The sequence below is a fragment of the Lachnoclostridium sp. An196 genome (assembly GCF_002160135.1).
In the GTDB taxonomy this organism is placed as follows: Bacteria; Bacillota; Clostridia; order Lachnospirales; family Lachnospiraceae; genus Hominiventricola; species Hominiventricola avistercoris.
Genome location: NZ_NFJZ01000005.1, coordinates 118752 through 137923 on the forward strand (window position 1 = coordinate 118752; position 19172 = coordinate 137923).

The following is a 19172-nucleotide window of genomic DNA, read 5'->3' on the forward strand; positions in this document are numbered from 1 at the left end:
GCTTTTTGTATGACTGTCAGATTTTCGCCACACACCTCCACCTTTGATACCGTTGCCCCTGATGAAAGTGTCCCACATAAGATTCCAAAAAAGTCCGTCGACGGTTCCGAAAGATTATATGTAACTGTTTCCGTTACTTCTTGATCCTTTTCATCTCTTTTATACTCTGTATAGATCCTGCCTTCTTCAGGCCGTTCATCCGTAAGTGTTCCATCATTTAACACATACCACGACTTCGAAGCATCTAATTTTTTTGCAAATTCGCTTTCATTTGGATTAGTATTTACGCTTGACAATATCGCATCCTGGTATGATGCTGACGGTTCTGCGCCATATGTCAGCTCTGTAGCCGCCTGAGTATCGCTATGTTCTACTATTGAAGTCCTTGTATATGATGCATCATTGTCTGTGATATTAATAATTAAATTCTGTACAATCGCCTCACCTTCAATTGTTCCGAACAAAATACCTTCCGATACATCTTCTTCACTTGTACTGGTGCTTTCAAGATTAACATTCTCTATCGTCAACACATGTCCATCGCCATCAAAGGTTCCTGCAAAACTCCCGTCAGCCGCATCTGTTCCGGTAAAGGAGACCGTCAGGTCACTTTCCAGACGAAATATTTTATTTTCAGTCTCCCCTCCTGAAGCACCTCTTAAAGCACTTAAATCCGCTTGCGTTTTAATCAAATATGCGCCATTCTCAAAATCAAAATTATAATTTTCTCCCCCAAGCGTAATCTCTTCCGCTCTCACTCCGTTTCCCACACTCAGCGCCAGCGCCGCACCGGCCAGCGCCAGCAGGAGCGTGCCCGCTGCCGCATACTTTGTACTCCTTTTCTGCCACCATGTTTTGACCCGACTTCCGATCCTCATCCGTGCGCCTCCCGTTTTCTATAAAAATGCGTCTGCCAGCTCTTTCTGGGAAGAACTGAAATTCTTGCCTTGTTTTCCATATTCATTGCGGATGCCGTCCAGGATGTGACGCATCCCCACCGATGTGTCCTCCGCCCTTGCCAGGAGCGCCGCGTGCATTGCCGCGTTTTTGATCGACGCTCCGGACAGTTCAAATGCCTGCGCCAGCATCCGGCAGTCTACCTCCGGAGATACCGGCGTATGTTCCGGGAAGATCCCTTCCCAGAGTTCTGTCCTCAGATCCGTATCCGGCATGGGGAAATGCACCATATAGGAGATTCTCCTGCGGAACGCATCGTCGAAATTCTGCAAAAGGTTCGTCGCCAGGATGGAGACGCCCCCGTACTGTTCGATCCGCTGCAGCAGGTAAGCCGTCTCCGCGTTGGAATAGCGGTCCTGCGCGTCGGATACGTCGCTTCGTTTGGTAAAGATCGCATCCGCCTCGTCAAAGAGCAGGATGCAGTCGCATTTGTCGGCTTCGTCGAAAACCCTGCCGATATTCTTCTGGGTTTCCCCGATGTATTTGCTGATGAGCTGGGACAGATCCACCCGATAAAGGGGCATCCCCAGTTCACCCGCGAGAACCTGTGCCGCCATGGTCTTTCCTGTGCCCGGCGCGCCGTAGAACAGAACCGAGATCCCGTTCCCATAGGAAAATTTGTCTCCGAATCCCCACTGCTCCATCACCTCTTCTCTGGAAGAGATCATGGCGCACAATTTTTTCAGAAGCTCCATCTGCGCGCCGGGGAGCTTCAGCTCCGCGAAGGTGCGGTTTGCCGCCAGCAGATTCAGCCGGGCGGAGACCGGCGTTCTCAGCAGACATTCCCGGTCTGCGCTTCCCAGCTCCAGCTCTGCCCGTATATTATGCAGATATCTCAGAAATGCCCCCGTGGGAAGCTGTCTGCCCGTAATCTGATGTATGGACACGTCTTCCGGCAGACGCTCTGTCAGATCTCCCAGTACATCCTGCGCTATCCGAAGCTTCAGCTGACGGTCCGGACGGGAGAGCGTGCGCTCCACCACCGCGCAGCCTGCCCCCTCGGCCAGCTCCCGGTCCTTATCTTTCAGTATCCCGAAAGCGCCGAAGCACGCCGTGAATTCTTCCAGCAGGTCTTCCCGTATCTCTTTGTCCAGCCGGACGCAGGGAAACGCATCATAGAGACGCACGCACAGAACCCCCGCATTCATATTGCGGGGCGTATTCCGGAATGTGCCTCCCTCCGTCAGGAGCAGCGGCGTCTGCTGGGCTGCGCAGATCTGTTCCATCAGATACTGTCTGCCGCTTCCCGGCTCTGCGCTGATGCAGAAAGCCCGGATCTCCCCCTCCGATACCGGAAGCGCCAGAAACGCCGCGGCGTCTTCCATCACCGATTCATTTCCATAGACAGTACCGACAGACGGGAAATACAGCCGCATGCCCTCCGGCAGATCCGGCGCGCGGCCTTCCAGCCATCCATATACTACCGGAGACAAAGCGGCATAACCGCCGTCCACCAGGATCCATGGCGGGAGCCGGTCCATGCTCCCTGCTGCCCCTTCCTGGAGTTCTGTAAGAGTGGAACGCAGAGCAGCCATCTCCATCCCTGCTTCCCCGGCAGCTTTCAGCGCCCAGAGCGCGCACAGAAGTACCCGCTCCACCGAATCCGCTTCCAGTAAAGAAAGGGCTTCCGTCCAGGGCAGGAATGTCCCGGTCTGGTCCGCCTCTTCCGTGATCTCCGAAAGGGCGCGTTCCAGTACCTCCCGGCGCGTGCCCGCGTCCGAGCGGCTTCTGGCAAAATCCATGCCTGTTTTTTTGATTCTGCGGTTCAGTACTTCTGTGTAGTTCATCTTTTTTACCTTTCTTCCGCGGCAGTTTCCCGGTCTTTGTTTGCGCGGGTAAACGTCTCTTTCGCAATATCATAACCGGCTCCCATCTCGACAATGGTATCTCCGATCACGCCTTCATCAAACGGTTCTCCGTCCGCGCACGCCACTGTGGTTCTGTACTGTACTACGGCAGCGTCGCTGCCGTCGACTTTCCCATAAAAATAATGACCCACCCTTACGGTTCGATTCAGCTGGTTGATCAGTGTCAGGATCTCCAGGTCACTCATGCTGGAAAATTCCGCTTCAATCTGTGTATAGAAAATCAGATATTTTGTCAGTCTCTGCTCTGTGTCATCCAGATTCAGAAAATATCCCGCTGCCACATGCAGATCCTCAGGCCGGATCTCCCCTTCCCTCCCCGCATCTTCCACGCTTGGCAGGCATACCAGCAAAGACGGCTCCTCTGTCAGTTTCCCCGGCGGAAGAATCTCTGCAGCAATCTCCACACTGTCAAGAAACTCTTTCAGTCTTTCAAACTCTTCTGTCTTTTCCTCAATTGTAAAACTCATACTTTCAGTCCTCCCGTCAGTCATCCTGTCCGAATGCTCCGGCAATCTTTTCTTTCAGCCTGCTTTTGTCCGGAGCCTTGACCAAAGACGACATTTTGGCATCAAGTCCTCTGCGCAGCACCGAATGCAGATGTTCTACGTTCCGTCCCTGGCGGATCACCGCTTTCGCATCTGTCGCCATAAGAGCCGGTTTATCCAGAAACTTATTGTCGGTGCCCATGACCGGAGAATTTCCTACTTCCGTCATCCGCTCGACAATAGAGATCGCCATATCCTCACGGGTCGTCGCTTTATTATCCTCCGTCCCGATCAGAGTCCGAATCTTCTTATATGTACCGGAACCCAGTTCCCTCGCCTGTTCATAGCTGCTTCCGGCAAGTCCGGTGGCCATTCCCGCCGCAATCAGCGACGCGCCTACCGGCGCTCCCACCGCGCTCAGACAGCAGATTTCTCCCGACAGCTTCAATCCGTTAGCGACGATGGAGGCCGCTCCCGTTCCTATGCTCTCCAGATTATGCATAAGGGCTTTTACCATCTTCTTATGAGACTTATCCACTTCACGGTACTCTTCCATCATTTCCATAGCTTCCAGTTCACGCTTTTTACTTTTTTCTTCCGCGCTGCTGCCCCGGATGTTCTGAATCCTGGTGCTAAGCCCATATTGCGCGTTCCGGGCGTAACTGTCGTTCCGGGAGCGGAGATCCGCGCGTCCGACTCTCTGTATAGCAGGATCATCCGCCGCCACTTTTTCCATCAGAGCCCTCCGTTTGGCATCTATATCCGTCCCCCTGAGATGGTACCATTTTTCATCTATCGTATATGCCGCTTCCGCTCTTGCGTCGGTCGCCCTGCCCGCACTGGAATATTTCACTTTCTTTTCCTGTATCCGGTTATAGATACGGTTGCGGTCCCGGCGCATCTGTTCCACATGAACCGAACTGGTGATCATATCCATGACATCCACAATCATAGCCGCCCCATCCGTACACAGACCTGCAATAGAATTAAAAAACGGAATCATTTTTGACCATGGTCCGAACGCCCCAAAAAAACCGCTAATAATATCAACCAGTTCATGCATGATGCTTCTCGCCATCTTCCATCCTTCCTGGCTGTCTATAATCGGAGCCTCCGTCTGCCCGCTCTTTCTCCTGAAGAACTGTATAATACTAACTATACCTTTAATCGTCTTCATAACTGTAGAGACTCCTCCGAGAACTGCAGCCGTCAGTCCTGCGTCGCTGGTATCCGCTTCCAGGAGATCCCTTACTACGATGTCCATATCCTGTATATCCGAAGCATCCGCTCCGATTCCGCTGGCTCCGCCGCCTGTATCCAAAGCACCGGTTAATTTGTCATAGACCGTCTCCAGACCCGCCTTCCAACTGGAAAAAGCCTCCTGTACAGATGTTTTGACGGTAGAGGGAAGAGAACGCAGTTTTTCCTTCATTACCTCTCCCACGGTCTTATTGCCGGAACTGCCCCCCTGCGGCTGTGTCTGCGTCTGGTTCTGTGCCTGCGGCTGTGTCTGTCCTGTGGCGCCCGGCAGAAAACCTGTTCCTTCCTGCATATTTTTCACTTTTCCGATCAGTTGCTCCAGTGAACTTCCCTTCTTTCCTGCGATCAGGGTACTATATTCATCCAGCTTTTTCTGCCTGGAGGCGCCGGGTATCTTTCCTTTCAGCAAAGTAATCTCAGCCTCCACCGCCGCTTTCGCTTTATCAATATTTTCTGACGGCAGCGCGTACTCACTTCTGCGCAGCTGATCCAGCGCCCGCAGCTGGGATTCATAACTGGCCAGCTGAGACTGCGCTTCATCCGCTCTCAGATCCGTTCTCTGGTTCAGTTCCCGGAGCCTCGTCTCCATATTCCTGTACTGATCCGCCATCTTATGCTTTTTATCCCGGTCTATACGCTGTTTGGCCTTTTCTTTGTCGCTGACCGCTTTGGCATACAGTCTGCTGATACCCTTATCGCTCTCCATGCCGTCGCTTTGTATCCGGGCATGCAGATTTTCCAGCGTACGTTCGCTGTTTTTAAAACTGCCATCATCTTCTTTTTTGTTATATCCGGACAGCTGAACCACGATATTTTTCAGACTGTTCTGAATCTCTGCCCTTCCGATCCGTCGGCTGGCTGCTTTCAACGCTTCCTCCGCCCTTTCCTTCGCACTGGCCGCGGAAGGCGCTGATCCTGCCGCCCGGGAACTGATTCTGAACTGTTCCATCAGCCGGTCATACGCAGGCCGGTCAGCAGCCCCTTTCAGCTGCTTCACCATCCCCGGAATCGCATTCAGCTGATTAAGCGCCCGGGCCTCTTCGGCCTGTCTCTCCTGCTCTTCCCTGGAAATACTTTGAGCCCTTGCAGCGTTGCCTGCAGATGTCTGTGTCTGTCCATTCTGCTGCTGATTCTGTGTCGTATTTCCCTGTGAATCTGGCTGCACTCTTTCTTTTTTCTTTCCAAAAGGCCACATGTCTATTCCTCCTCCATCAAATAATAATATGGTCCGAAATCCTTGGGGATTAATGTTTTCCCTGTCTTTGCCATCTCTCTTTTAACTGCCGTCAGGATATGTTTCATTCCCACCGGGACCTGCTCTCCTGCTGCCAAAAATGCAGCCGCAACCGCCACATTTTTGATCTGACTTCCGGAGAATTTCATTTCTTCCGCAAGATAATCCAAGTCAAGTTCCTCTTTCGGCACATGATCCGGAAAAACTTTCTCCCAGATTTCCCTGCGCCGGACTGCGTCCGTGAACGGGAATTCAATGATGAACTTAAATCTGCGCAAAAAAGCATTATCAAAATTCTGCAGCAGATTTGTAGCAAGAATGATAATTCCTTCATACTCTTCGATTTTCTGGAGCAGATATGCCGTACTCGCGTTTGCATATTTGTCGTTAGAATCTTTCTGATCCGTCCTTTTCCCAAAAAGAACGTCCGCCTCATCAAAGAACAGGATACTCTGGCTTTTTTTCGCCTGTTCAAATATATTTCCCAGTTTCTTCTCCGATTCCCCTACATATTTGGACAGTACGCCCGCCATATCCACTTTGTAGAGTTCCAGATTCAGCACGTTGGCGATCACCTGGGCGCCCATTGTCTTGCCGGTTCCCGGAGGTCCGTAAAAAAGCAGAGAAAGACCTTTTCCATAAGCCAGTTTTTCCTCAAATCCCCAGCGATGATACACCTGATGATGATAGATGACCTGATCACACGCATCTTTCAGCATCTTTTTCTGCGGTTCCGGCAATACCAGGTCATCCCATGTATATTGCGCCCGGATACGAACCGCGTCATTTCCCAGCCGGTGATCCAGCTGGCTTCTGCATGCTTCCATCAGCCACCGCTCCTGCGGCCCGCTTTCCTCAAGCCAAAGCCTGCTCCGGTACTCATCCACACAGGTACGGATACATCCTGCTGATAATATGTATTTATCGGCAAAAAATTCCACGTCCATCCCTTCCGGGATCTCCTCTTCCCTCAGCCAGGTTTTCCAAAGCACAATTCGCTCTTCCGTCGTTGTTTCAGGCAAAGAAATTTTCCATATTCTGCGGCTTCCTTCCTGAATACGGAGGTTCCATCTGTATCTGGAAGTCAGGAACAGCATTCCATTCCAGGACTGAAGTCCCCACAGAACCTTTTCTGTTAATTTATGGTCTACTTTGTCCTCTTCCCGATCCTTTTCCAGATCATAAACACAAACCGCCGCATTTCCCTGCAAAATAGCTTCCCGCATAATCCTTTTCAGGATTTTCCGAAATGTCTCCGGAGCTTCCGGCAAACGGCTGCTGTCTGCGAAAAGAATTTGTCTGCCATGTTTTTCACAAAACTTTTCCGCCTGAAATTTCTTTCCTGCGCCAAATTCTCCATGCAGAAAGACTGCCATATGATCCTGGTCGCGCACATAGATGCGATCCAGACACTCCGCCGCTTTTTGATGGATCAGCAGCTCCTTTCCTGCCGTTTTGGCCGTACCATATTGAACAATACCTTCCAACGCGCCGTCTATGCTGTCCATATCCTGGAGGAAAGCCATAATCCTGTAATCCAGCTTCAGCTCCGATTCAAAATACCCCTCCAGGATCTGCGTAGTCGGAACACCATATATATCATCCAGCCCCGCAAACAAAAGCGCCAGCTTTTCCCACTGTTCCACACACTGCTGCTGAAGTCTCTGCCTTTCTGACGCCTGTCCGCTATAAAGCCGGATACACAGACTAAATGTCGGCATTCTGCCGCTGATCTTTTCTGTCAGACTTGCATACAGCAGTCCCATATTATGATCCAGTTCACAGACTAACGCATTCAAAACAAGAAACGACTCAAAATCATCCAAACCAAAAATATAGAAAAGATATTCCGGTGCGATTATACTTCCGCTGCGCAGACTCCTTCTTCCGCATTCCCGAAAAGCAAGAAAGCGATTCCTCCACGTATTCAGGTCCTCGTCATCTCCGTTGCTGTCCTTCAGCAGAGAAAATATTTCTTCCCGGTAAACAGGCACTCCCCCGTTTCTTTTTAACAGCCCGTTTTCCGCCGCTTCTACCGATGTCCGGATATAATGTTCCGCAAATCCGCGCACGCACAGAAACATTGCTTCATAGTATTCTTTCTCGCTATGGAAGACATCCATATCTAATCTTTTCATTCCTCATCCTCCGGTGCGCCTTCCGCTGCCTCTTCTTCTGCCCTCGTCTCTTCCAATGTTTTTTTCCGTTCCCGATAATACTCGTCAATATCTTTCTTTTGGAAATCAAAGGCATAGTTTATCCGGCGCAGAAACGCCTTCGCTGCCGCTCCTTTGCGAACCAGTATTGTCTGAAGAAGGCTCTCCTTCATGAGACTGTCCGTGGCCTCGCGGCGCAGGAAACGAATCTCCGTGTTCATATTCTGAAGTTCTTCTTTCTGCTCCTGTTCTTGCGTAAATCCCATACTCCGTTCCCGGCTGCGCAGAGAACGGATCTCCGACTGAATCTCCTTCCTGCGTCCATACAGATTTTTCAGTTCTTCGCTTTCTTCCTCTCTGGAAAAAAACGGCAAAAGTTTCGCGGCTGTCTCCATATTCACCCGGCTCAGATAAGTCTTCACCGAACGGATCGACCAGGGTTTACGTTCCTTTTTCTCGATGAGGATGGACGACATCTCGTCTCTGCGGGATACATAGGCACGGTTTTCGTTATCTCCCTTCAGAAGGGAACGCATCCGGTATTCCCGCATTTCCTTTTGATACCGGCTTGCCACCGTATCATACCGGGACGTCTTCAGATTGGCGAACAGAAAAGTCCGCTCCCTGTTGGGATTGTATCCCAGCTGGATCGTGCCGAACAGATTATCCTGCTTCATCAGCCGGTCGCAGCCGAAGAGTCTCTCCGGCATACGGTCTTCATAATATCCTTCGATCTTCTGATGTTCCGCGAAATATTCTACCTTCACATGGCTTGCTGCCGTCAGACGGTCCATAGTTTCCCGGTAATGCGCAAGTTTTTTCCCTTCAAACTCCTGTTCATGCTCCAAGGCCGCACCCCCTCCGCCTCACACGTTCTCTGTTTTAAATTTTCCCACAAAAAAACAGGAAGCGCACTACCCGAACGGGCAGTCCTTCCTGTCTCTCAGATCAAATGATACTCCGACACCAGCTTGATCGCCTGGCTCCGGTTGCTCACATTCAATTTTTGATAAATATTTTTCAAATGATACTTCACCGTATTTTCCGAGACGCAGAGAGTTTTCGCGATCTCCGAGTTCTTCTCCCCCAGCGCCAGCAGACGCAGCACATCCATCTCATAGCTGGAAAAAGCCTGCATGGACGGTCCTTCTTTCTTCTTCAAATATCTGGGATAAAGCAGCATCTGCGCGCGCACTGCCGATAACATCGACCGGAAATAAGCGTCGTTTTCTCCCGCGTCCTGCGGAGATATCTCCCTGAGAAGATCATACACCGCGCCTCCTTCATCCGCAAATACACGGATAAAATTATACCGGCGCGCCTGTTTCAAAGCTTCCGACAAGGGTTCCTTCCAGGACGGGTTTCCTTCCCGGTAAAAGGCGATCGCCTCCAGAATACGTATCTGTATTCCCAGATAAGACATGCCATATGTTCCCGCAAACTGCTTCAGCGACTGAAGGATCAGCCTTGCCATCATATATTTCTCTTCCCATATGTAGACACGGGCTTTCATCAGATAGCGATTATAGTAAAAAGTATAAAAACGGCCGCTTTCATCCGGAGCATGTTCTTTCATCCAGTGGTCTACCCGTTCCCTGTCGCCCCGCAGCAGATCATAGTAGACCCGGTGCGCCAGAAAATTTTCATAGTATAAGCCGTCTTCTTTCTCTTCATCCATCTGCCGGAGAAGGAATACATCGGCGCTCTCTGCCTGATTTCTGGCAGTCAGAAGATCTGCCAGCAGTACGCCGCACATATGCATCAGACGCTCATTTCCTCCCATCCGGGACTCCGACATGCTTTTGGATAGTTCATTCAGCGAACGGTCAAGCTGGTTATATTCATAGTACAGCTCTGCCAAAAGATAGCCGATCAGTCCGTTCGCCCGTTTTCCAAACAGTTTTTCCAGTTCTTTTTTGGGTTCTTCCTCTTTTTCCTGAAACAATACCCGGCCTGTAGCAAGTAATTCACAGTAATCCTTGTCCCCGTGCAGAATGGATACCTGATTGGGCATAAAATCCTCTATCCAGGAACATCCCGCCTCCATCCAGTATTCCCGCATCTTTTTCATATTTAGGAAAAAACTGTCGCTGTCTACCGGCCCCGGACGGCATATCTTCAGATAAATCCAGCATTTTTGAAGTTCTTTTAAATACCTGCCATCCTCGTACTCTCCCATCTGATCCGTCAGATACTGTTCGTATTTCTCCGCCGCATCCAGATTATCCAATATTGCCTCCAACATGGCTCCTGCACAGATCAGCCTGGGATATTGCCGGATATAGGCCGGAGAAATTTTCAGAAAATAATCTTCCAACAGAACAAAATCTGTATAAGAAGCATGGTGTTCCAGAAAGCGATTCAGGAGATCTGCCATCTGTTCTTCATCCTTTAACAAAGAAGCAAATCTGAGCGCGGCCAGTTCATCCTTCTTTTCTTTAAAATAAGTCATAGCTCTCCGATAGAGATCCAGATGCTCCTCCAAATCCAGATATTTCGTAATAATCCGATTCAAAAAGGTTCCAAACAAAGGAGAAAAACGATAGCAGTCCTTTCCACAGGGTTCTATCACGCTTCCGCATTCCAGCAGATACCGGAGCAGCTGCTCAGCTTCAGGATGTGTAATCTTCAGCATATATTCCAGCAGTTCCGGCGTCAGCACTTCAAAACAGGACAATTCCAAAAGTCCTTCCTGAACTCCCAGAGGGAAAGCCCGGAAACGGGTTACATCCAGATAGCTAAATGTATCTTCCAGACACTGTTCCAGAACCGCCCTGGTATAACCTCTGTGGGAATTGCGCAGCGGATTTTCAAGCATATAAATACATAATGGTCTATTGTCCAAATCTTTTTCTATCTTTAAAAGCGTCTCATCGTCCAGCGGAAGTCCTTTCTTCCGGAAATATTCGCCTACTTCCCCCCTGGACGGCCTCAATTCCCGGACCCCGTAGGTAATCAGACTGCGGGAGGCCACGTGAATCAGCATGTCCTCCGGAACCGGAAGCTCGGAAGAAAAAAGGAAACGATCCTCTGTATTCCTCTCCTCCAATAATTTCCATATGTCCGCATTTATGCTCCGCCGCCGGAACTCTTCCAGCCGCGGAATAATAATCAGTCTTCCCCTTCTGCATGTATTTCGCGAGGACCGGCAAAGTTCTTCATCTTTCTCTTCTTCCAGCCAGTAAACCTGGTAATCCTTTACATGTGCACGATAATCCTGCAGGAACGTGTACTTTCCCCATCCGGACGGCGCCTGCAGGTAAATAATATCATACCTTTTCAGGTCACGGTCCAGTTGTCCCATCAGCCTGCGATTTTCAATATGTATCTCTTCCCGCGTCTCTCCTGCCATGTCCCCCGCTCCCCTGCTGTCGTGAATTTAAACTGTTTACAGAATATCAGTTCGGGAATTTCAAGACAAGCGATGTTGCCCAAGCGGCTCACAATGTTTCCCAAATGGTAAAGTAAACTGCCAAACCATCTCTGATTCTCATTATCTCTGCTTTCTGCCGGTATACTCCTCCGTCGTCCTGCCGCTGCATGTAATATCGTGTCAATATTATATCGAAAAGCATAACGAAATACTATTACCCGTTTCGCCCTCCAAAATGGATGATGCCTGCGGAGTCCCCGCAGGCATCGCCACTATTGCAGCATATATTTTTTCAGTTCTTTCCGTTTCTCCACATTTAGTTTTTTCATCGCCTCAGAGATATGACTTTTCACCGTATTCACTGAAATATTCAGATGTTCGGCAATTTCTTGATTGGTCCAGTTCCGGGCTGCCAGCATCGCTATGGCAAATTCCGTGGTAGTCAGGTCATCAGCGACATCATGTCCCGTAAGAGGATTGTGAACTCTACGCCATCCGGAAGAGAAACGGTAGGTAATATCAATAATCCTTTTAAAATCTTCCGGCCATTCCGGTTTGATAACCGCTTCCAGCATTGCTCCCAAAAGGCCGTGATGCTCTCCGAACCCCTCGATAAGATCATCGGGACGGGCCAGCTCCCATGCGGAGAGCAGATGCGCTTTCGCCCTTTCCATCTGTTTCAGGCTCATATAATCCATCACCGCCACCAAATGCAGATAAATGCAGGGAATCGGATAGTCTGCCGCCCCCATGGCAAGAGCGGCCTCTACGATTCCGACGCTGTGGCTGTATTCCTCTTTCAGATAGAGATAATGCGCCTGCACATACAGCGCAAATGCCCTGAGGCCGTAAGGCAGCGCAGGAAGAAAACGCTCTATCTCCGGCAGTTCCTCAGGCAGAGGCAGATGAAGCAGCACCGCTCCGGCAGCCGTAACAAAGGCTGCAGCCGCGCGAAACTGAGGTGCCTTTCTTCCCGCAGCGACAAGAGATGTATTTAATTCTTCCAGCGCAAGCTGCACCTGCCGGATCTGCCCTAAAGAAAGATTCGCATAAGCGCAGATGAGGCAGGCAGACAGCCGTGCTCCCATATCCTGACTGGTAAGGTAAGCTTTTGCCTCTTCCGCTGCTTCTTTCGCTTGTCCGCTGAAGTAATGGTATTCTGCCAGCGCAATGTCCCTCCGGGGGCCCGGGTCCATTCTCTCCACAGTTTGCCGGCAGCATCCCGGAACAAACGCCGTGTTCATCAATGGCATAAGATTAACATCATTCCACAGTCCGCCGGAAGGATCAATAGTTCCTGTCTCTGTCTGAAGCCGTACTTTCCGTGGATCTCCCGGTTTTTCCGCTCCTGCGGGAATAGCCCAGGATCTTCCGATCCGCTGCGCGCCCAATATACGTCCATCAGAACAATATTGATTCACTCTTCGTTCCGATACATTCCACTTTTCTGCTGCTTCCCGGATGGATATATATTCTTCCATTCCACCACCGCCTTCCAATTTTTATTTTCGTCCACGCATATTTTTCCGTTAGTATTATATACGAAATCCTCCGGAGTTTCAATTTTCATGCGCCGCAGCTCCCGGCAGCAAAATGATCCGCCACTTGATTGAATCCGCTAATTAATGTATGATATCAAAGAAGATGAGGCGGAAAATGCCGCCCCGTCAAGGAGGCATCTATGAATATTGCGGTCATTGACGACAATCTGGAGGAACGTTTTTTTCTCCGCGGTCTGTTAGAGCAGGCTGCCAGAAAATCTGATCTTTTAATCAGTATAAATGAATACAGCAGCGCAGACACATTTTTAAAAAGTTTTGAACCTGAACTTTTTGATCTTTGTTTCATGGATATTTTTATGAGCGGAACAAGCGGCATGGAAGCAGTACGTCTTCTTCGTGAAACAGACAAAGACTGCTTTGTCGTATTTCTCACTAACAGCCCGGACTATGTCTATGAAGGCTATGAAGTCAACGCTTTCCGGTATCTGCTTAAACCCGTCAAAGAAGAGGTGGTACAGCAGATATTAAAACTGTGCACGGAGCAGACTGACCGGATCAGGAAAAGGCTGACTGTTTCCATCAACAAAAAAAATCTGGAAATTCCTTACGGAAAAATCCTCTATGTCATGTCTGCAGGAAAATCTGTAGAACTTCATCTGGAAAATGAGATCCTGAGTCTTTCCGCAAGACACACCTTTTCGCGGACCGTAGCTCCGCTGCTCACAGATTCCCGTTTTCTGACCTGCGGGAGGGGAATCGTAGTAAATCTTCATCATGTGAAAGAATTGCTGAAAGATTCTTTTTTGATGCAGAACGGAGATCGGCTTCCTGTCAGCCGAAGACTTTATGCATCTGTCAACGATACCTATATGGACTATCAATTTGATCATTTGTCATAGAAAAGGATGTGCAAAATGAAGGCTGAGAAAAAATTACTTTTGATTATCCTTCTGATATTTTCAGTTTTATGGGCATCAGATTCTGCACAGGCACTTGCTGCGGAAACAGCGGCAGAAGATCCGGACACAGCATCCTGTACCGCGGAGCATTACATAACCGGTATTCTCAACGAAACAGCGCTTCAGTCCTGGCGCGAGGAAAACTATGATACAACTCAGGCTGATTTGATTCTGGATAATCTGTCCAGCGTATTATCTACTATAGTAAGAGGGTATGTAGATCATACGGACACCAAAATACCTCTTGATATTTCTCTGGACAGCCATGGCGCAGATTTTTCAGTGGCTGGAAACTATACGGTTACTGTTACAATCCTGGCTCCTGAAAACTACTGTTTCGCAGAAGGTGTTCTGCGGGAATTTACGATTCCGGTTCAGATCAACGACGTTTCCCAGCCGGTCATAATTACCTCTCTTCTTAATCAGCAGATAGTTGACAGACAATATTTGGTTCCCACAGACGGAGCGGCAGAATGGGAAGACAGCTTCAATATTTTAAAGCAATATTTAAGCAGCCGCCTCTGCGGATATGATTCGAACGGGACCGAAGCCCGCCTGGAACTGGTCTCCTTTGATACCAGCGCCCTTGATTTATCTGTACCCGGCGACTACATCATCACCGCAGAATTGAAAGCATCGGAATCAAATCCTTTTCCTGTTATTTTGTCGGAAGATCTGCAGACATTGAAAATTCGTGTTAAAGTCAGCCGTCCCGCAGATTTTGAGCTTGCGATTCGAAGTATTTTCCCGGATTCTGTACAGTTTTCCTATCTGGCAGATTATTATCCCCAAGTACAGGTTTACTATCTGGAAAGCGATGAAGCTCTCTCGGAAGACGACCTTTCCTTCTCCGCTTTTCAGCCGTATCCGGATGAGGGAGCTGTTTTCACGTCCAACGGATTGTTTTTTATATCCCGGGAAACATTGGTATTAAATCGCAACTATTACTTTTGTCTGTACGACGGCATTCAGCATTCTGTTATTGTCCATGTGATCAACGATGGCACTTCCGTTTCTTACGCCTATACAGGCGGGGACCGGGACGGCGGAGACACAGACGGCAACCGTCCTTCGAACTCTCCGGAGGAAGAACTGCCTCCTTCGGATCCGTCCGAAGAACCTTCCGAACCTTCTGAGCCATCCGAGCCGTCTGGACCTTCTGGCTCCACCGGATCTTCCGCCTCCGAGCCTGATACTGATCCGGGAAAGAACAGCGGAAAGGGATCTGGATCCGGCGATCATGACAATGCCGTCAGCAATGGCAATAACGGATCCTCCGAAACTCCCGGCAGCAGCCCGGACTCCGTATCTTACTCCGAATCCGACATCCATTCCGCAGTCGGCGCCGGTTCTTCCGAAAAAGCAGACGGCGATGCGGACTCCGATAACGGGGAAGGTTTTACAGTATCTCAGATTCAGAGACTGCTGGAAAGCGGTTCCGGCAGTCTGCGTATTTCCGAAGATGGACTTTTGGTCATTTTCCCGGACAATATTCTGTCCGAATTGTCACTGGAAGACTCTGATCTGCTGAATGTCAGGCTGCAGTGGATCAGCGACACTTCTTTTGATTTACAGCTTCTGATTAACGGCAGTTCCATCGATCACATTCCTGCCGTCACTCTGATGGTGCCTTATCAGCCATCAGCAGCGGAATCATCCGCGGATCTGCTCAATGAATCCGGCGAAACAGTCTCAAAAGGCGTCTGCGATCCCGAAACCGGCATATGGACTTTCCAGATCAGAGAAACCGGGACTTTCACAATTCAGGAACAGTCTGCAGCTTTGCCTCCTGAAACAGCAACAAAGTCAACCGGCACGGATTCATCCGGACTTTCTCAGGAGTCTGCGGACATATCATTTCCAACGGATATATTCCTGGCAGTCTCTGCTTCCGCGCTGCTTCTGACCGGAAGTATCTGTCTGCGTCTGCTGAAATACAGGAAGGGGAGGAAGTCATGATGGTACATAGAGGAATCCGTCTCGTTTTTTGGGTTATTCTGAGCTTCCTGCTGTCATCGGCAGTCTGTATTACGCTGTATTTCCTCAACAATAAATATACAGACCCGGCCCCGCAGGCGGAAAACGGATATCTGGATCTGACGCAGGAAACGGAGGAAACATATCCTCTGCGTTTTCTGCGCGATGGATGGGCATTCTATCCGGATACGCTGTTGGGACCGGAAGATTTTAACGACGGCGCGCCGAAAGAATATATGGTTTATACCAGCATCGGAGATTTTACCCGTTTTGACCGTATGGGTACCCGGGAAACCCCTTTTGGATGCGGTACCTGGGTGCTGGATCTCTGGCTTCCGGAAACTGGAGACTACGCCCTGGAGCTTCCTGAAATCTTCAGCGCGTACCGGTTTTACGTCAATGACCGTCTGGTTCTGCAGACCGGCGATCCTGATCCCGAAACCTACACGCCCAAAACCCAGATCCGTACTGTTCATTTAAATGATTCCGGACATGTGCGTCTGATCCTGGCTGTCAGCAATTATACTCATTTTTACAGCGGCATGGTATACCCTCCGGCATTCGGCACATTACAGGCTGTCTTTCATTACCGGATCATGCAATCCCTGTCCGCAGCTTCCTGGGATATTTTCATCCTGATTCTTTTTGGTCTGATGCTTGGCGCGGCGTTTCGAATGCATCATACAAACGCGTTGCTTTTCGCGGCTTTATGTCTTGCCGCGGTGGGATATACCTCCTATCCGCTGATTCATCTTTTTAAACTGTCCATATTTCCCTGGTACGGGCTGGAAATTTTCTGCGGCTATTTGCTGATATTTCTTGCCGTAACGATCCAAAACCGTATCTGTATGCCGCCCCGCGTCTGTATCTGTGTCAGCCAGACAGTTTCTCTTGCATTCAGTCTCCTTGCGCTTGCATACGGCATGCTTTCACCCGTTTTGACTGTCTCTGTCATGCAGACATTTTCCTGGTTTTCGGCGGCAGTTAAACTCTTGGCGACAGCCTATCTCTTAGCTGCTTCTTTCTGGGGAATTTTTCAACGGCATCCGGAGAGCCGGATCCTTCTGTATGGGAACACCGCATACAGCGCCTTTTTCCTATGGGATCGTCTGCTGCCTGTCTACGAGCCTGTTTACGGGGGATGGTTTCCTGAACTGGGAATACAGATTCTGGTTGTATTCATCTTCTGTGCGCTGGCGGCGGATATTCTTCGGGCCTACTCTTTTCACCAGTCCTTTGCCGAATCGTACCGTCAGCTTTCCCGGCAGCTTGCCATTCAGAAAGCTCATTATCAGGAGCTGACCAGCCAGATTGAAGAGACGGTCCGTATCCGGCACGATCAGCGTCATCACCTGACTGTCATATCCACACTTCTGGAGGAGGGCAGGCTTTCTCAGGCGCAAAAGTATCTGTCAGAATATCAGTCCCGGCTGCATTTTAAAGAACGCACGGTTTTATGCCGCTGTCTGATGGTAGACACCATCCTGCAGTATTATAAAAAGCTCTGTGAGCAAAATCATATTCATTTTACAGTTCAGGCTGAACTCCCCCCGGAACTTCCTTTTTCCGACACCGATCTGACTATTTTATTCGGCAATCTGGTGGAAAATGCATATGAAGCCTGTCTCTCTTCTGATTCTGCGGCTCCGTCCATACATCTGAAGACCGCATATGAACATCAGAAATTTTACCTGCGTGTGGAAAATACTTTTTCCAACAAAATCCATACAGTCAATGGGAAATACCTGTCCGGAAAGCACGATGGAACAGGCATCGGTACAGAATCCGTCCGGGCAGTAGTAAAGCGTCTGGACGGACAAATCCGATTCCAGACGCTTTCCGATCATTTTCAGGTATCCGTGATCCTGCCCGCAGAACAGAAGATCCTTTAAAATCTTTTGATTTTCCTTGACGTGGTTTTTTCGAACTCTGTCTCCCTCACCTTCAGGCTGTATACTTTCTTGTACGCCGGTGCGCCCTGATTGTACTCATCAATCACCTGCTGCAGGGCGGCGGACACATCTTTGATGCGTTTCTTTTTTATGTAATCATAATCCGGATAGATTTCTGCTTCAATTACGCCGTCTTTCTCACGTACCAGAATCTCCTGTACCAGGCGGTGTTCGCCAATTTTGTTTTCCAGTTCCTCAGGCGACACATTTTCTCCGTTTTTGGTAATGATCAGATTTTTCTTACGGCCGGTAAGATAGACAAATCCATCCTCATCCGCATACCCCAGATCTCCGGTCTTGAGCCAGCCGTCTTCCAGGGTCTGAGCTGTCTCCTCCGGCATTTTATAATATCCCATCATGACGCTGCTGCCGCGCACCCAGAGCTCTTCGTCCACCGTTTTTGCCTCACAGTTGGGAAGCAGCTGACCTACAGATTCTTTACGAATGTTCCAGCTTACGGTAGTGCTGATCACAGGGGAGCATTCTGTCATACCGTACCCCTGAAGGATCGTGATTCCATACCGGTCAAACAAATCAATCATGGCCGGCGGCAGATAGGCTCCGCCGCTGCAGATAGTATGAAACTGTTTGCCGAACACCTGCCACTTTACCAGCTTTGGCGGCAGTCCTGATACTTCTTCCAGCTTCTTCGCCATGGTCTCGATCATCAATGGCACCATCAGGATCATATTAGGCTGAAACAGCTTGATATTCTTCACCACGCGAAGCAGAGAATCGTTAATACAGATTACCGATCCCAGAGAAATTCCTTTCAGAATATCCATACTCAGGCAATAGGCATGATGAATGGGAAGAACCGAAAGGATCACCGTCCTCGGCGGGATCTTCATATCCAGACAGGTGGCATTTTCTGCAAGATTCCGCTGTGTAAGCATGACGCCCTTGCTCTTTCCCGTGGTTCCCGATGTAAACATGATGGTACAGAGACTGTCCGGCTCCGGTTCGTACCCGAAAACACCTTCATGTTCCCGCAGAAGCTGCCGGAAAGACAAAGTTTCCTCATCGCTTTCTTCTTTCTGCATGGAGATTAAATACCGCAGTTTCGGGCACCGGCTTTTTACAATCTCCATCAGATCCTTTCGCAGTTCATCCGCTACCAGTACCGTGGCATCCGCCCGGTCTATCAGTTCACAGAGATCTTCAGCAGGAAGAGATACATCCAGCGGCACCGCCACGCTTCCGCTGTTTACCGTTCCAAAATAGGTGACGAGCCACGGATAAGAAGTCGCTCCTGTCACCGCTATATGGCTGCCTCTTTCTCCCAGCGCCTCCAGTGCGCAGGAAAAACTTTCGCTGTCCTGCTTCAGCTGACTGTAGGTTTTTGTCTCAATGATATTTTTCTTTATCTTATACCGGATCGCGTCTTCCGGTCCATAGACTTTCTCTGTATTTACAAGAATCTCCCGAATCGTTGAACAAAGCATGCGC

At 49.5% G+C, this 19172-nt stretch carries 11 protein-coding genes; 3 read left to right on the forward strand and 8 right to left on the reverse strand.

Going from position 1 to position 19172, the window contains the following annotated elements:
* Positions 1 to 896: 896 nt before the first annotated feature.
* The 7 genes from B5F29_RS16740 to B5F29_RS07555 all read right to left on the reverse strand — a co-directional run bounded on the left by B5F29_RS16740 (position 897) and on the right by B5F29_RS07555 (position 12814).
* A complete protein-coding gene (locus tag B5F29_RS16740) occupies positions 897 to 2744 on the reverse strand; it encodes an ATP-binding protein (RefSeq protein WP_087154043.1) in 1848 nt (615 codons plus the stop codon).
* A 5-nt stretch (positions 2745 to 2749) separates the two neighbouring features.
* Entirely contained in the window at positions 2750 to 3292 is a 543-nt protein-coding gene (locus B5F29_RS07530; protein WP_087154044.1) for a hypothetical protein, read from the reverse strand.
* A 16-nt stretch (positions 3293 to 3308) separates the two neighbouring features.
* Positions 3309 to 5765: a hypothetical protein gene (locus B5F29_RS07535; protein WP_087154045.1), complete on the reverse strand. Its 2457-nt coding sequence runs from the start codon at positions 5763 to 5765 to the stop codon at positions 3309 to 3311.
* A 2-nt stretch (positions 5766 to 5767) separates the two neighbouring features.
* Positions 5768 to 7942 (reverse strand): ATP-binding protein, encoded by a 2175-nt coding sequence (locus B5F29_RS16745; protein ID WP_087154046.1) that lies wholly within the window; start codon positions 7940 to 7942, stop codon positions 5768 to 5770.
* A complete protein-coding gene (locus B5F29_RS07545; RefSeq protein WP_087154047.1) occupies positions 7939 to 8808 on the reverse strand; it encodes a hypothetical protein in 870 nt (289 codons plus the stop codon). Before B5F29_RS07545 ends, B5F29_RS16745 begins: the two co-directional genes overlap by 4 nt.
* A 95-nt stretch (positions 8809 to 8903) precedes the next feature.
* A complete protein-coding gene (locus tag B5F29_RS16420; RefSeq protein WP_087154048.1) occupies positions 8904 to 11312 on the reverse strand; it encodes a helix-turn-helix transcriptional regulator in 2409 nt (802 codons plus the stop codon).
* 293 nt (positions 11313 to 11605) lie between these two features.
* Entirely contained in the window at positions 11606 to 12814 is a 1209-nt protein-coding gene (locus B5F29_RS07555; protein WP_087154049.1) for a LuxR C-terminal-related transcriptional regulator, read from the reverse strand.
* A 200-nt stretch (positions 12815 to 13014) separates the two neighbouring features.
* Between B5F29_RS07555 and B5F29_RS07560 the strand changes: the two genes are divergently transcribed.
* From B5F29_RS07560 to B5F29_RS07570, 3 genes are read left to right on the forward strand one after another with little or no spacing between them, the layout of a single operon-like run.
* Positions 13015 to 13734: a LytR/AlgR family response regulator transcription factor gene (locus tag B5F29_RS07560; protein WP_087154050.1), complete on the forward strand. Its 720-nt coding sequence runs from the start codon at positions 13015 to 13017 to the stop codon at positions 13732 to 13734.
* Between the two features lie 15 nt (positions 13735 to 13749).
* Complete coding sequence (locus B5F29_RS07565; RefSeq protein WP_087154051.1) at positions 13750 to 15753, forward strand: hypothetical protein; 2004 nt, start codon at positions 13750 to 13752, stop codon at positions 15751 to 15753.
* Entirely contained in the window at positions 15750 to 17663 is a 1914-nt protein-coding gene (locus tag B5F29_RS07570) for a sensor histidine kinase (protein WP_087154052.1), read from the forward strand. Before B5F29_RS07565 ends, B5F29_RS07570 begins: the two co-directional genes overlap by 4 nt.
* On the opposite strand, the gene B5F29_RS07575 is transcribed toward B5F29_RS07570, so the two are convergent.
* On the reverse strand, positions 17660 to 19168 hold the full coding sequence (locus tag B5F29_RS07575; RefSeq protein WP_087154053.1) for an AMP-binding protein: 1509 nt from the start codon (positions 19166 to 19168) through the stop codon (positions 17660 to 17662). The genes B5F29_RS07570 and B5F29_RS07575 overlap by 4 nt on opposite strands.
* Between the last annotated feature and the right edge of the window lie 4 nt (positions 19169 to 19172).

Coding starts and splice junctions, on each gene's coding strand:
- B5F29_RS16740 (WP_087154043.1), bottom strand. CDS start 2,744: ATGAACTACACAGAAGTACTGAACCGCAGAATCAAAAAAACAGGCATG.
- B5F29_RS07530 (WP_087154044.1), bottom strand. CDS start 3,292: ATGAGTTTTACAATTGAGGAAAAGACAGAAGAGTTTGAAAGACTGAAA.
- B5F29_RS07535 (WP_087154045.1), bottom strand. CDS start 5,765: ATGTGGCCTTTTGGAAAGAAAAAAGAAAGAGTGCAGCCAGATTCACAG.
- B5F29_RS16745 (WP_087154046.1), bottom strand. CDS start 7,942: ATGAAAAGATTAGATATGGATGTCTTCCATAGCGAGAAAGAATACTAT.
- B5F29_RS16420 (WP_087154048.1), bottom strand. CDS start 11,312: ATGGCAGGAGAGACGCGGGAAGAGATACATATTGAAAATCGCAGGCTG.
- B5F29_RS07555 (WP_087154049.1), bottom strand. CDS start 12,814: ATGGAAGAATATATATCCATCCGGGAAGCAGCAGAAAAGTGGAATGTA.
- B5F29_RS07560 (WP_087154050.1), top strand. CDS start 13,015: ATGAATATTGCGGTCATTGACGACAATCTGGAGGAACGTTTTTTTCTC.
- B5F29_RS07565 (WP_087154051.1), top strand. CDS start 13,750: ATGAAGGCTGAGAAAAAATTACTTTTGATTATCCTTCTGATATTTTCA.
- B5F29_RS07570 (WP_087154052.1), top strand. CDS start 15,750: ATGATGGTACATAGAGGAATCCGTCTCGTTTTTTGGGTTATTCTGAGC.
- B5F29_RS07575 (WP_087154053.1), bottom strand. CDS start 19,168: ATGCTTTGTTCAACGATTCGGGAGATTCTTGTAAATACAGAGAAAGTC.